The sequence below is a fragment of the Kitasatospora sp. NEAU-69 genome (assembly GCF_057158765.1).
Genome location: NZ_JBWXUE010000013.1, coordinates 1 through 12,958 on the forward strand (window position 1 = coordinate 1; position 12,958 = coordinate 12,958).

14 protein-coding genes and 1 riboswitch are annotated in these 12,958 nt (G+C 74.6%); of the genes, 8 read left to right on the forward strand and 6 right to left on the reverse strand.

The features are described 5' to 3' along the window. Positions 1–247 precede the first annotated feature (247 nt). The 3 genes from AC060L_RS16685 to thiO form a co-directional block, all read right to left on the reverse strand. The gene (locus AC060L_RS16685) at positions 248–1,057 is read right to left on the reverse strand and encodes a thiazole synthase (RefSeq protein WP_483799537.1); all 810 of its coding nucleotides are present in this window, start codon (positions 1,055–1,057) and stop codon (positions 248–250) included. Positions 1,058–1,064: 7 nt separating this feature from the next. Then, positions 1,065–1,274 (reverse strand): sulfur carrier protein ThiS, encoded by a 210-nt coding sequence (gene thiS / locus AC060L_RS16690; RefSeq protein ID WP_483799538.1) that lies wholly within the window; start codon positions 1,272–1,274, stop codon positions 1,065–1,067. Then, entirely contained in the window at positions 1,271–2,494 is a 1,224-nt protein-coding gene (thiO, locus tag AC060L_RS16695; RefSeq protein WP_483799539.1) for a glycine oxidase ThiO, read from the reverse strand. The genes thiS and thiO overlap by 4 nt, the downstream gene beginning before the upstream one ends. Next, positions 2,489–2,601, reverse strand: a riboswitch (TPP riboswitch). It overlaps the preceding gene by 6 nt. Positions 2,602–2,733: 132 nt before the next feature. Between thiO and AC060L_RS16700 the strand changes: the two genes are divergently transcribed. The 3 genes from AC060L_RS16700 (at position 2,734) to thiE (ending at position 5,011) form a co-directional block, all read left to right on the forward strand. Further along, entirely contained in the window at positions 2,734–3,876 is a 1,143-nt protein-coding gene (locus AC060L_RS16700) for an NAD(P)/FAD-dependent oxidoreductase (protein WP_483799736.1), read from the forward strand. A 113-nt stretch (positions 3,877–3,989) separates the two neighbouring features. Beyond that, on the forward strand, positions 3,990–4,355 hold the full coding sequence (locus AC060L_RS16705) for an Rv2175c family DNA-binding protein (protein WP_483799540.1): 366 nt from the start codon (positions 3,990–3,992) through the stop codon (positions 4,353–4,355). Further along, positions 4,352–5,011 (forward strand): thiamine phosphate synthase, encoded by a 660-nt coding sequence (gene thiE, locus AC060L_RS16710; RefSeq protein ID WP_483799541.1) that lies wholly within the window; start codon positions 4,352–4,354, stop codon positions 5,009–5,011. Before AC060L_RS16705 ends, thiE begins: the two co-directional genes overlap by 4 nt. A 7-nt stretch (positions 5,012–5,018) precedes the next feature. On the opposite strand, the gene AC060L_RS16715 is transcribed toward thiE, so the two are convergent. Further along, entirely contained in the window at positions 5,019–6,125 is a 1,107-nt protein-coding gene (locus tag AC060L_RS16715) for a polyprenyl synthetase family protein (protein ID WP_483799542.1), read from the reverse strand. 210 nt (positions 6,126–6,335) lie between these two features. On the opposite strand from AC060L_RS16715, the gene metF reads away from it, so the two are divergent. Together metF and AC060L_RS16725 are read left to right on the forward strand one after the other, a co-directional pair. Next, positions 6,336–7,250 (forward strand): methylenetetrahydrofolate reductase [NAD(P)H], encoded by a 915-nt coding sequence (metF, locus tag AC060L_RS16720; RefSeq protein ID WP_483799543.1) that lies wholly within the window; start codon positions 6,336–6,338, stop codon positions 7,248–7,250. Positions 7,251–7,378: 128 nt separating this feature from the next. After that, positions 7,379–8,221: a hypothetical protein gene (locus AC060L_RS16725; protein WP_483799544.1), complete on the forward strand. Its 843-nt coding sequence runs from the start codon at positions 7,379–7,381 to the stop codon at positions 8,219–8,221. Positions 8,222–8,253: 32 nt separating this feature from the next. On the opposite strand, the gene AC060L_RS16730 is transcribed toward AC060L_RS16725, so the two are convergent. Continuing rightward, a complete protein-coding gene (locus tag AC060L_RS16730; RefSeq protein WP_483799545.1) occupies positions 8,254–9,648 on the reverse strand; it encodes a phytoene desaturase family protein in 1,395 nt (464 codons plus the stop codon). Positions 9,649–9,685: 37 nt separating this feature from the next. Next, positions 9,686–10,438, reverse strand: a complete 753-nt coding sequence (locus AC060L_RS16735; RefSeq protein ID WP_483799546.1) for an alpha/beta fold hydrolase — start codon at positions 10,436–10,438, stop codon at positions 9,686–9,688. A gap of 104 nt (positions 10,439–10,542) precedes the next feature. Here AC060L_RS16735 and AC060L_RS16740 point away from each other — a divergent pair, with 104 nt between their 5' ends. From AC060L_RS16740 to AC060L_RS16750, 3 genes are all read left to right on the forward strand, one after another. Further along, positions 10,543–11,079, forward strand: a complete 537-nt coding sequence (locus AC060L_RS16740; RefSeq protein ID WP_483799547.1) for a PadR family transcriptional regulator — start codon at positions 10,543–10,545, stop codon at positions 11,077–11,079. 119 nt (positions 11,080–11,198) lie between these two features. Continuing rightward, the gene (locus AC060L_RS16745) at positions 11,199–11,669 is read left to right on the forward strand and encodes an SAV_6107 family HEPN domain-containing protein (protein WP_483799548.1); all 471 of its coding nucleotides are present in this window, start codon (positions 11,199–11,201) and stop codon (positions 11,667–11,669) included. A gap of 326 nt (positions 11,670–11,995) precedes the next feature. Then, the gene (locus tag AC060L_RS16750; RefSeq protein ID WP_483799549.1) at positions 11,996–12,748 is read left to right on the forward strand and encodes a methyltransferase domain-containing protein; all 753 of its coding nucleotides are present in this window, start codon (positions 11,996–11,998) and stop codon (positions 12,746–12,748) included. Positions 12,749–12,958 lie beyond the last annotated feature (210 nt).

Sequence of the window (12,958 nt, forward strand, 5' to 3'; positions counted from 1 at the left end):
CGAACCCCCTTCTGCTCGGCGACGCCATGCACGCACTCTCGCCGCGCCGGGCACAGGCCCAAGTACGTCCAGTACGAGGGCCTGCGCCCGGCACGCCGAGAGCCCGCACCTGACGCCGCCAAGCCGCCCTTCGGGCGACGAAGGGGGTTCGACGACAGGCCCGGCGGGCAGAGCACGGTTGGGTGACGCCGCCGTCATCGTTCAGCACGGACCGTACGGCCGGGCACGCGCCCGGCCGTACGGTCCGTCAGAACGCCGGCCGCTCCCGGTGGTCCGGGTGCGGGTCCAGCTCGGCGCGCCCGGCCATCGCCGAGGAGGCCTCGGCGTGGAAGCGGCGCGGGATCCGGCCCGCCCGGTAGGCGAGCCGGCCGGCCTCGGTGGCCCTGCGCATCGCGTCCGCCATCAGCACCGGCTCCTGCGCCCGGGTGACCGCGGAGGCGAGCATGACGGCGGAGCAGCCCAGCTCCATCGCGAGAGCGACGTCGGAGGCGGTGCCCGCGCCGGCGTCCAGGATCACCGGCACGCCCGCGCTCTCCACGATCAGCTGGAAGTTGTGCGGGTTGCGGATGCCCAGGCCCGAGCCGATCGGCGAGCCGAGCGGCATGATCGCCGCGCAGCCGACGTCCTCCAGCTTGCGGGCCAGCACCGGGTCGTCGTTCGTGTAGGGGAGCACGGTGAAGCCGTCGTCCACCAGCGTCTCGGCGGCGTCCAGCAGCTCGATCGGGTCGGGCAGCAGGGTCCGCTCGTCGGCGATCACCTCCAGCTTCACCCAGCTGGTGCCGAGCGCCTCGCGGGCGAGCCGGGCGGTCAGCACCGCCTCGCCGGCGGTGAAGCAGCCGGCCGTGTTCGGCAGCACCCGAATGCCGTTGCGGGCCAGCACGTCGAGCACCGAGCCCTGGGTGTCGGCCTTCACCCGGCGCATCGCGACCGTGGTCAGCTCCGTCCCGGAGACCCGCAGGGCCTGCTCCAGCACCTCCAGGCTCGGCGCGCCGCCGGTGCCCATGATCAGGCGGGAGGTGAAGGTGGTGTCGGCGATGGTGAAAAGGTCGTCAGCCATCGTGGCGTCAGCCTCCCTGCACGGCGGTGAGGATCTCGACCCGGTCGCCGGCGGTCAGCCGGGTCCGCGGCCAGGAGCCGCGCGGCACCACGGCCTCGTTGAGCGCGGCCGCGACGCCGGTGTTCGCGTTGCTCAGCTCGGCGACCAGCTCGGCGAGGGTGGCGGTGTCCGGCACCTGGCGCGGCTCGCCGTTGACGGTCAGGGGGATCGGGCTCATGACTGGCTCCTGGCGGCCGCGGCCGTGGCGGTGTGATTGGCGGTATCGGCGGTATCGGCGGTATCGGCGGTGAAGCGGGCGGGGGAGAACGGGGTCGCGAGCTCCGGGACGCTCCCGGTGGCCAGGTACTCGGCGACCAGGTCGCCGGTGACCGGGGTGAGCAGCACGCCGTTGCGGTAGTGCCCGGTCGCGGCGACCAGGCCGGGCAGCGCGGTCGGGCCGAGCAGCGGGGCGTTGTCCGGCGAGCCGGGGCGCAGGCCCGCGCCGGTCTCGACCAGCGGCAGCTCGGTGATCCCGGGGACCAACTCGTGTGCGTCGCGCAGCAGTTCGTAGACGCCGCCGGCGGTGACGGTGGTGTCGTACCCCTGCTCCTCGCTGGTCGCGCCGATCACCAGCTCGCCGTCGGCGCGCGGCACCATGTAGAGGTGCTGCCCGCGGACCACGGCCCGGACGTTGCGCGAGAGGAACGGCGCGTACGCGGACGGGATCCGCAGCCGCAGGATCTGGCCCTTGACCGGGCGGATCGCCGGCAGCACGCCGGGCGGCAGGCCGGGCAGCCGGTGGCTGTGGCAGCCGGCCGCGAGCACGACCTGCCCGGCCGTGACCCGCTCGCCGGTGGACAGCCGGGCACCGACCGCGCGGTCCTGCTCGACGAGCAGTTCGGCCGCCTCGGCGCGGTGCAGCCGCACGCCCGCCCGCTCGCAGGCGAGGACCAGCGCTGCGGCCAGCCGGCGGCCGTCCACCTGGTGGTCGTCGGCGACGTGCAGGCCGGCCCGGATGCCCGGGGCCAGCATCGGCTCCAGCCGACGCGCCTCGCGGCCGGTCAGCCACTGCGAGTCCAGCCCGAGCCGCTGGTGGAAGGCGTGCAGTTCGCTCAGCTCGGCCTTGTCGTCGGCGTCGAGCGCGACGGCCAGCGTGCCGGTCGCGCGGTAGCCGGTGGGTGCGCCGGTGGCCTGCTCCAGCTCGGCGGCGAACGCGGCGTAGCGGGCGTTCGAGGCCATGCCCAGGCGCAGCAGGGGCTCCTCGCCGTACTGCAGCTCGGTGACCGGGGCCAGCATGCCGGCCGCGACCTGGGCCGCGCCGCCGCCGGGCACCGGATCGGCCACGGCGACCGAGAGCCCGCGCTGCGCGGCGCGCCAGGCCACCGCGAGGCCGATGATGCCGCCGCCGATCACCAGCACGTCGGTCGGCTGTGGTTCGGGGTGGGATGCGCGTGACAAGAGAACGGTTCTCCCTTCGCCGGAATGACCCGGATCAGGTTCGGACGGTCGCAGGCCGCCGCAGCCCGCCTCTCAGCCCGGTGCACCGGGCTCCCGTGAGGATGCCCCCACCATAACGCCGGGTGACGGTGGCGCTGAAGGTCGGTCTGAGCCATGGACACCCCCAGGGAGGCAACCCCTAGGCTGGCCCGGTGACTGAGGTGAATCGGGCGGGGCGAGTGGTCGTGGTGGGCGCCGGTATGGCGGGGGCGCAGTGCGCGGTGGCGTTGCGGGACGGGGGGTGGCAGGGCGAGCTCTGCCTGGTCGGCGCCGAGCCGCACCTGCCGTACGACCGGCCGCCGCTCTCCAAGGACGTGCTGCTCGGCAAGGCGGACCGGACGGCGTTCGAGCTGGACTGGGCGCGGCTCGACGTCAAGCTGCTGCCCGGCCGCCGGGCCACCGGCCTGGAGCCCGGCCTGCTGCACACCGACGCCGGTGAGCTGGCGTACGACCAGCTGGTGATCGCCACCGGCGCGGGCGCGATCCGGCTGCCGGGCGCCGCCGACGAGAGGGTGCTGCGCACCGTCGACGATTCGCTCGCACTGCGTTCGGTGCTGACCCCCGGGACCAGGCTGGTGCTGGTCGGCGCCGGGTGGATCGGGGCCGAGACCGCGACCGCCGCGCGCCGGCTGGGCTGCGAGGTGACGGTGCTGGAGGCCGCGTCCGCGCCGCTCGCGGGAGCACTGCCGGCCGAGCTGACCGACCCGATGCGGCGCTGGTACGCCGAGGCCGGCGTCGAGCTGCGGCTCGGCGCCCGGGTGGCCGCGGTGGAGCCGGGCGCGGTGCTGCTCGCCGACGGTGAGCGGGTGCCCGCCGACCAGGTGGTGGTCGGTGTCGGGGCCCGCCCGGACACCGGCTGGCTGGCCGGCTCCGGCATCGAGCTGGACGCGGCCGGTGCCGTGGTCGCCGACCGGCTGCTGCGCACCTCGCTGCCCGGGGTCTGGGCGGCCGGCGACTGCGTCAGCTACCCGTCGAGCCGGTTCGGCGAGCGGGTCAACGTCCAGCACTGGGACCACGCGCTGCACTCGGGGCGGGCGGTGGCCGCAGCGCTGCTCGGCGGGCAGGAGCCGTACGACCCGGTGCCGTACTTCTGGTCCGAGCAGTTCGGGCGGATGGTGCAGTACGCCGGCCGGCACGCGCCCGGCGATCAGCTGCTCCTGCGCGGCTCGACCGAGGAGTCGGCCTGGACCGCGCTCTGGCTGCGCGAAGGCGCACTGGTCGCTCTGCTGACCGTGGACGTGCCGCGCGACATGGCGCAGGCCCGCCGGCTGATCGACCGCGCCGCGGTGCTCGACCCGGTGCGCGCCGCGGACCCCGCCGTACCGCTGAAGTCGGCCGTCTGACGGCTGTCGCGACGCCTCGCCGGCGGTCGTCCGACGCCTGTTCGAGGGCCGGCGGGCGACCGATCGGCGGGCCTTTGGTGCGCGGCGGCCCCGCGAGGTGGCAGGCTGGTGTCGTGAGCGAGACGGAATCGAAGATCGAAAACCTGGTCCAGGACTGGGTGTACCTGCCCGACATCTCCGAGCGCTGGAGGGTCCCGGTCACCGTGGTCCGCCAGATGGTGAAGGACCGCGAGTTGATCGCGGTGCGCCGCGGGCCCAACAAGTCGCTGCAGGTCCCGGCGGCCTTCATCGAGGACGACGGCCTGGTGAAGCACCTGCCCGGCACCCTGAACCTGCTGCGCGACGGCCACTTCACGGACGAGGAGGCCCTGGAGTGGCTCTTCACCGAGGACCCGTCGCTGCCGGGCAGCCCGATCCAGGCGCTGCGGGAGAACCGCGGCACCGAGGTGAAGCGGCGCGCCCAGGCCGAGCTGCTGTGACGTCCGTCGCGGACGGCGCCCGCCGGCAGCTCGACGACGCCCGGCTCTACCTGTGCACCGACGCCCGGCGCGAGCAGGGCGACCTGCCCGAGTTCCTGGACGCGGTGCTGGCGGGCGGTGTGGACATCGTCCAGCTGAGGGACAAGGGGCTGGAGGCCAAGCAGGAGCTGGAGTACCTGGAGGTCTTCGCCGACGCCGCCCGCCGGCACGGCAAGCTCTTCGCCGTGAACGACCGGGCCGACGTCGCGCACGCCGCCCGTCCCCAGGTGCTGCACCTGGGCCAGGACGACCTTCCGGTCCCGGCGGCCCGGGCGATCCTCGGCGCGGACGTGCTGATCGGCCGCTCCTGCCACGCCGAGGCCGAGGTGGCCGCGGCGGTCGCCGAGCCGGGCGTGGACTACTTCTGCACTGGGCCGGTCTGGCCGACCCCGACCAAGCCCGGCCGGCACGCGCCGGGCCTGGGCCTGGTGGAGTACGCGGCGAAGCAGCCGACCGACCGCCCGTGGTTCGCGATCGGCGGCATCGACCTCGGCAACCTGGACCAGGTGCTGGCGGCCGGTGCCCGGCGGGTCGTGGTGGTCCGGGCGATCACGGCGGCCGAGGACCCGGGCGCGGCGGCCGCGGAGCTGGCCCGTCGCGTGCGCGAGTCCCTCTGAACAGCTGTCAGTAACGACGGACCGTGGCGGCCCGGGCAAGCGCGAGCAGCGTTTCCCGGGCCGCTTCGTCCGCGAGCGGCGCGGCCTCCAGCGCGGCCAGCGAGCGGGCCATCAGCTCGTCGATCCGCTGCTCGACCAGCTCGGCCGCACCGCTGCGGGCGACCAGCGCGCTCAGCTCGGCGATCTCCTCCGGGGTGAGCCCCGGTGCGCCGAGCCGCTCGTCCAGCCGGCGCGCCTCGGCGGCCGGCAGCGCCCGCAGCGCGAGCGCGACCAGCAGCGTGCGCTTGCCCTCGCGCAGGTCGTCGCCGGCCGGCTTTCCGGTGACCGCCGGGTCGCCGAAGACGCCGAGCAGGTCGTCGCGGAGCTGGAACGCCTCGCCGAGCGGCAGCCCGAACTCGCCGTACGCCTCGACCAGCTTGTCGTCGGCGCCGGCCAGCCGGGCGCCGACCTGGAGCGGGCGCTCGATCGTGTACTTCGCCGACTTGTAGTGCAGCACGGTCTGCGCGCGCTCCAGCGCCAGCTCGTCGGTGGAGTCGCCGGCCACCGGCTCCAGCACGTCCAGGTACTGGCCGGCCATCACCTCGGTGCGCATCAGGTCGAAGACCGGCTTCGCGGCCAGCACCGCAGCGGGCGCAAGACCGCAGCGGACGAAGAGCTCGTCGCACCAGATCAGCAGCATGTCGCCGAGCAGCACCGCCGCCGCCGCGCCGTACTGCTCGCGGTCGCCGCGCCAGCCGCTGTCGCGGTGCAGCGCCTCGAACCGGCGGTGGATCGAGGGCAGGCCGCGGCGGGTGTCGCTGCGGTCCATCAGGTCGTCGTGCACCAGCGCGCTGGCCTGCAGCAGCTCGAGTGCGGCGGCCGCGTGGACCACGCCGGTGCTGTCCGCCGCGCCGCCCGCGCCGCGCCAGCCCCAGTAGCAGAACGCCGGGCGCAGCCGCTTGCCGCCGTCCAGCAGGAAGTCCCGCAGCGCGTCGGCGGCCGGCACCAGCCCGGGGGAGATGGCGCCCAGCCGCTGCTGCTGCTCCGCCATGAACTCGGCGAGCGCGGCGTCGACGCGTGCGCGGACCGCCTCGACGTCGAGGGGAAGCACGGGCGCGGGGCTGGACGAGGTCACGTGGCTCTCCGGGATGGTTGGTGTTGTGATCAGATTATCTGGGTAGCTGAGCGACGGTCGGTTGTGCTGCTCCCGGGCGTACGCCGACGGCCGCCCGGCCGTGCGACCGCTGGACGGCGGCCGGCGCGATTGAGCCAGCTAGCGGACATTTTGTCTCAATAGCTGGACTTCGTTTGTCCGGCCCGCTGCCCTGACGGCTAACCTGCCAGCATGGCACTCGGGACCCCCTCCACCAGAACCGACCGCGCGCTCACGGTCCGCGAACTCCTGGCGGCCGGGAAGCGCTCCTACTCCTTCGAGTTCATGCCGCCCCGCAGCGAGACCGCCGAGCAGAAGCTCTGGGACGCGATCCGCCGGCTGGAGCCGCTGAACCCGAACTTCGTCTGCATGACGTACGGCGCCGGTGGCTCGACCCGCGGCCGCACCGTCAACCTGGTCGGCCGGATCGCGGCCGAGACCACCCTGACCCCGGTCGCCCACCTCACCGCCGTGGACCACTCGGTGGCCGAGCTGCGCAACATCATCGGCCAGTACGCGGACCAGGGCGTGCGCAACGTGCTGGCGGTGCGCGGCGACCCGCCCGGCGACCCGAGCGGCGAGTGGGTGCGCCACCCGCAGGGCGTCACGTACGCGTACGAGCTGGTCGAGCTGATCAAGGGGATCGGCGACTTCTGCGTGGGCGTCGCCGCCTCGCCGAACATGCACCCGCGGTCGACGAACTGGGACGACGACATCCGGCACTTCGTCGGCAAGGTCCGGGCCGGCGCCGACTACGCGATCACCCAGATGTTCTTCGAGGTCGAGGACTACCTGCGGCTGCGCGACCGGGTGGTGGCGGCCGGCTGCGACGTCCCGATCATCCCGGAGATCATGCCGGTCACCGTCGCCAAGCAGCTGGAGCGCTTCCCGCAGCTCTGCGGGGCGCCGTTCCCGCCCGCGCTGGAGGCCCGGCTGCGCGCCGTCGTCGACGACCCGGCGGCGCTGCGCGAGGTCGGCATGGAGCACGCCACCGCGATGTCCGAGCAACTCCTCGCGGAGGGCGCCCCGGGGCTGCACTTCATCACGCTGAACGGCTCGACGGCGACGCTGCAGATCTACCAGAACCTCGGACTGCACCGGGGCTGACACAGCCCGTGCACAGCGCCTGTCGCACCTCTTGTCACACCTTGTACGCGGATGTGGGGCACCGGCCGGACAACCGGTACAGTCGCCGCACAAGCGCGCCGCGCGCCGGGCTGTGGAAGAGGTCGCAGATGGGCATCGGGATGCTGCTGTTGTATGCGGCGCTCGCCGTGGTCGCGCTCTGGCTGCTCGCGGAGCTGCTGCTGCAGAGCCGTGCGCCGCTGCACTGGCGCGGTGTCGCGCTCGGCGGCTTCGTGCTGGTGGTGGCCGGGATGGCGATCCGCTCGGTGCCGGTGATCGGCGTGGGCGCGGCGGCCTTCGCGGCCGGCCAGGTGCTGGTGACGCTCTCGGTCAAGCGCGGATTCAGCGACGGCTGGTCGCTGCGCGCGGCCGACGGTTCGCTGCCCGGGCCGCTGGCCAAGGTGCCGCTGCTCGCCGCGATCACCGGCGGCGCGGCGGTCGCGGTGGCGGCCGGGGCCGGGCCGACGGTGGGCGAGGTCGGGCCGGTCGAGGAGGCCGACGAGGAGCAGCTGCCGACGCCGGTCGAGGCGGAGCTCGCCGAGGGCGACTACGGGATCTACGAGACCGTGGGCTACCAGGAACAGCAGCAGGCCCAGCACCAGCAGGCCCAGCAGCTGCCGCACGGCGTCCCGATGGAGCAGCAGCCCGCCGGCTACCCCTACGCCGACCAGTGGCAGCCGCAGGAGCCGGGCCACATGCCGGTGCCGCCGCAGCCCGACTACGGCTACCAGCAGGCGTACCAGGACGGCTACCAGGAGTACCAGCAGCAGCAGTACGTGCCCTACGCCGATCCGCAGCTGGTGCAGCAGCAGTACCAGCAGCAGGCGTACGACCCGGCCATGTACCAGCCGGACTACGGCTACGGCGTGGTGCCGCAGCAGCAGGGCTACGAGCAGTACCAGCAGCAGTACCAGCCGCAGCCGCAGCCGGAGGCCTGGCAGCACGGGATCTGAGCCGGGGCCGAAGGATCCCGGTCGGTCCAGACCTAGGCCGGACCGATCAGCCCCGCCGTCACACAGGCCGACATCCCGGCCCGGGCCAGCCCGCCGCCCGGGTGGGCGGCGCCGCCGGTGAGGTAGTGGCCGGGGGTGCCGGTCGCGTTGGGCGGCTGGAGGAACGCGCCGCCGGCGCCGGCCAGCGCCGGGCGCGGCACCGCGCCGCCGGCCGCGCCGGTCTCCCGCTCGGTGTCCGCGGGCGTCCGCACGACCCGCCAGAGCAGCCGCTCGCGCAGGCCCAGCCCGGCCGCGTCCACGTGGGCCAGCAGCTGGTCGGCGAACCGGTCGGCGACGCCGGGCACCGTCCAGTCGAACCGGGCCTGCGAGGGCACGGTCACGGTCAGCGTGACCGTCTCGTGCGCGTCGTCCGGGCGCAGTGACGGATCGTCCGGGCGGAGCACCTGGACGGTCGGGCGGGCGCAGAGACCGGCGCTCCGCCCGAACAGCGCGTCCAGCTCGGCGGCCCGGTCGGCGGCGTGCACCACGGTCCGGTGCGCGGTGCCGGGCGGCGGGGTGCCGCGCAGCGCGAGCAGCACGCTGACCCGCCCCGGCACGTTCGGGTCGCCAGGCGCGGGGCGCAGCACCACGTCGGCGTCGGCCGGGTCCTCGCCGACCCGGGTGTCGAACCGGAACTCCACCCCGCGCTGCTCGCAGCGCCGGTACACCGCCTCCGCCAGCGCCCGCATCCCGCCGCGCACGTACCAGACGCCGAAGCTCTGCTCCATGTACGGGATCACGGTCGCCCCGGCCGGCGCGGTGCGCGGGTCGAAGCCGAAGCGCAGCGCGTACTCGGTGAGCAGTGCGGTCAGTGCGGGGTGGCCGCCGAGCTCGCGTTCGGCGACCTGGTCGAGGGTCGGGGCGCCGCCACCGCCGAGCAGCCGGGCCAGGCCGCGGCGCGGCGGCGCGGGGTACGGGTCGGTGCCGAGCGGGGTCGGGTCGGCGGGCAGCGGCTCCTCGAGCAGCGGGCGGCGGGTAGCCTCCCAGACGGTGCGGCCGCGGTTCATCACCGCGCCCCAGCGCTCGCCGGCGCCCGCGCCGAAGGTGGTGTCGAGCGCCTGGGCGACGCCGCCGCGGGAGGCGTTGGGCAGCGTGAGCGCCGAGCCGTCGGCGAACAGGTGCCTGCTCTCCGGCTCGACCGGGGCGAGCTCGACGAGCTGCTCCAGCGGCTCCCGGCCGCTCTTCAGCGCGAGGTCCCGGTAGACGGCGGGCAGCGTGAGCAGCGTCGGGCCGGTGTCGAACGCGAAGCCGTCGCGGTCGTACCGGCCGAGCATCCCGCCGTACGTCCCTGCCGCCTCGCAGACCGTCACCCGGTGGCCGATGGTGGCCAGCCGCGCCGCGGCGGCCAGTCCGCTGATGCCTGCTCCGATGATGACGATCCGTGCCATAGCGGCTGATCCTAGACCGGCCGGGACCCGCCCGGTCTCAGTCGGCCAGCGCCGCCGCGAGGGCCGCCGCGAAGCCGTCGGGGTTGTCCAGCATCAGGTTGTGCCCGCTGTCCGGCACCGGGAGCAGCCGCACGCCCGGGCCCGGCAGCTGCGTCCCGTCCTCGTCGGCCGGGTACACGAACGCCCGCGGCAGGTCGAGCGCCAGCAGCTGTTCGCGCATGGTCGGCGAGCTGCCGCGGGCCAGCCCGACGGCGCTGCGGTGCAGCGCCACCCGGCCGGCCAGCCGCATGGTGGACCACCAGTGCGGGCCGACCCGGTCGCGCACCGCGCGCCAGCCGCCGGCCAGGAAGTCCGCTTCGCTCCAGGTCGCGATCCCGCTGCTGGTGGCGCCGGCGCCGGGCGGGGCCGGGTCCAGGTTGGCGTCGGCCAGCACCAGCTTGCCGACCAGCTCCGGGTGCCGGGCCGCGAGCAGGATCGCGACCGCGCCGCCCATGCTGTGCCCGATCACCTCCGCCTGCGCCACCCCGGCCGCGCGCAGGGCCGCGGCCACCGCGTCGGCGTGGGCCTCCAGCGTGTACGGAAAGTCCGCGGGCCGGTCGCTCAGCCCGAAGCCGAGCAGGTCCAGCAGCAGCGAGCGGCGGCCGGCGAGCAGCGGGTGGACGGCGGTGGCGGCGAAGTACGCGGGCGAACTCGCGCCGAGGCCGTGCAGGTAGACACGGGCCGGGGCGGCGCCGGGCAGCTCGACCCAGCGGATCAGATCGCCCTGTTCGGTGACGGGGGCTGCGCGCATGACTGACTGCTCCTCAGTTCGTCGGATCGGCTGGGATCGATACATCGTCATCGATACATCGTCGCCAAGATACCTCGTGATCGAGGTATGGCACAGTGGCCCCCATGCTGAAGCTCGCGATCCTCGGATTCCTGCACGAACGCCCGATGCACGGCTACGAGCTGCGGCGCCACCTGGCCGCGCTGACCGGGCACATCCGCCCGATCAGCGACGGCACGCTCTACCCCGCGATCAAGCGGCTGGAGAGCGCCGGTCTGCTGCGCCGGGAGACCGAGCCCGGCAGCGCCGCCGCGCCCCGGCACACGCTGCACCTCACCGCCCGTGGCCGCTCCGAGCTGCTGGCCGCGCTGCGCGAGCCCGACGAGCTGGACATCAGCGATGAGAACCGCTGGTTCACGCTGCTCGCGTTCCTGAGCCGGCTGGCCGACCCGGCCGCGCAGCGGGCGGTGCTGGCCCGCCGGCTGGCGTTCCTGCAGACCCCGGCGAGCTTCTTCTACGACGGGGACCGGCCGATCGCCGCCGAGGAGCTGGACGACCCGTTCCGCCGCGGTGTGCTGCTGGTCGCCCGGGCCACCACCCGGGCCGAGCTGGCCTGGCTGCACGAGACCATCGACGCCCTCGGCGCCTCCACCCAGCCTTGAGCCCCGCCCGCTCCAGCGCGCCTTGAGCCGAACGGGGGACGGACTGTCAGTGCCGCGCGCAAGCATGGAGGCACGCGGACCAGCCGGCCCGCGCAGTCCGCCTCGGCCCGGGGGAGACCATGACCGTTACCGACCTCCCGAACCTCCCGAACCAGATCCCGCTGCGCTCCGTCGACGTCCACCCGGTCCTGCTGAAGGCCGGAGCCCCGCCCGCCGCCCGTGACCTGCTGGCCCAAGCCGCCCGCACGCTGGCCGAGGCCCGCACCGCCGAGGACCCGCTGGTGCGGTACGCGACCGCGCACCTGGCCGCACTGCGCTGCACCGCCGCCGTCCTCGCCGTGCGCGGCCGCCCGGAGCGCGATCCGCGCAAGCGGCGGGCGATCCGCAGCGCCTGGGAGGTGCTGCCCGAGATCGCCCCCGAGTTCGCCGAGTGGGCCCAGTACTTCGCGGCCGGCGCCCGAAAACGCGCGGCCGCCGAGGCGGGCCTGCACGGCGCGGCCTCGGCGCGGGACGCCGACGACCTGATCCGCAACACCGCGCTCTTCCTGCGGCTGGTCCAGCGCGTGCTGGGGATCGACGGTGACGACTGATCCCAGTCGATCCGTGCTGACCCACGCCGATCCATGCCGATCGGTGCTGATCCGCAGCTGATCGACAACGCACCCCTAGGGCCTGTCGTCGAACCCCCTTCGTCGCCCGGAGGGCGGCTTGGCGGCGTCAGGTGCGTGCTCTCGGCGTGCCGGGCGCAGGCCCTCGTACTGGACGTACTTGGGCCTGTGCCCGGCGCGGCGAGAGTGCGTGCATGGCGTTGCCGAGCAGAAGGGGGTTCGACGACAGGCCTTGGTGGAGGGCGGTGGCGCCGAGCCGAGGCAATAGGGTGGTGGCATCTGGTCCGCCGCCCGCCCGAGGAGCCCCCTTGTACCCGACGCGTCCCCGCAGCGCCCTGCGTACCGCCGTGGTCTGGGAGGTGGTCCGCAGCGCGCTGGAGCGCCGGGCCGCCGAGCTGGACCAGCCGGTGCTGGACGTGCTGGACACCGGTGGCGGCACCGGCAACTTCGCCGTCCCGGTGGCCCGGCTCGGCCACCGGGTGACCGTGGTCGACCCCAGCCCCGACGCGCTCTTCGCACTGGAGCGCCGGGCCGCCGAGGCCGGTGTCACCGACCTGGTCCGCGCCGTCCAGGGCGACACCCAGACGCTGCCCGCGCTGGTCGCGCCCGCCTCGGTGGACGCGGTGCTCTGCCACGGCGTGCTGGAGATGGTGGACGATCCGGCCGAGGCGCTGAGCAACCTCACCGGCACGCTGCACAAGGGCGGCCTGGTCAGCCTGCTGGCCGCGAACCGCAACGGCGCCGTGCTGGCCCGTGCGCTGGCCGGCCACTTCGACGAGGCCCGCGCCGTGCTCGCCGCGCCGGACGGCCGCTGGGGCACCGGCGACCCGATGCCGCGCCGGTTCACCGCCGAGGAGCTGGACGGGCTGGCGGCCGGTGCCGGCCTGCGGGTGGAGTCGGTGCACGGCGTGCGGGTCTTCGCCGACCTGGTGCCCGGTGTCCTGGTGGACACCGAGCCGGGTGCGATGGAGGCGCTGCTCAGGCTCGAGGAGGTGGCCGCCCGGCAGCCCGCGTTCCACGCCGTGGCCACCCAGTTGCACCTGCTCGGTGCACTGGTCTGAGCCGCTCGCGCTCCGTTCGTGAGCCGTTTGTGAGCCCACTGTGAGAAACCGGGCACTCGGCGGCGGTCGGGCGCGTTGACACCGTGCGGGGTGGCCGTCGATGTGGCGGACACGACGGATCGTCGCCCATCCCGGAACCTGCCGATGGACCGTATGATCTGGGTAAAGCCAGAACGCATGACGGCCAGACGCATGGGGCATATGGACCAC

Coding starts and splice junctions, on each gene's coding strand:
- AC060L_RS16685 (WP_483799537.1), bottom strand. CDS start 1,057: ATGGCTGACGACCTTTTCACCATCGCCGACACCACCTTCACCTCCCGC.
- thiS (WP_483799538.1), bottom strand. CDS start 1,274: ATGAGCCCGATCCCCCTGACCGTCAACGGCGAGCCGCGCCAGGTGCCG.
- AC060L_RS16700 (WP_483799736.1), top strand. CDS start 2,734: ATGGCGGGGGCGCAGTGCGCGGTGGCGTTGCGGGACGGGGGGTGGCAG.
- metF (WP_483799543.1), top strand. CDS start 6,336: ATGGCACTCGGGACCCCCTCCACCAGAACCGACCGCGCGCTCACGGTC.
- AC060L_RS16725 (WP_483799544.1), top strand. CDS start 7,379: ATGGGCATCGGGATGCTGCTGTTGTATGCGGCGCTCGCCGTGGTCGCG.
- AC060L_RS16730 (WP_483799545.1), bottom strand. CDS start 9,648: ATGGCACGGATCGTCATCATCGGAGCAGGCATCAGCGGACTGGCCGCC.
- AC060L_RS16735 (WP_483799546.1), bottom strand. CDS start 10,438: ATGCGCGCAGCCCCCGTCACCGAACAGGGCGATCTGATCCGCTGGGTC.
- AC060L_RS16740 (WP_483799547.1), top strand. CDS start 10,543: ATGCTGAAGCTCGCGATCCTCGGATTCCTGCACGAACGCCCGATGCAC.
- AC060L_RS16745 (WP_483799548.1), top strand. CDS start 11,199: ATGACCGTTACCGACCTCCCGAACCTCCCGAACCAGATCCCGCTGCGC.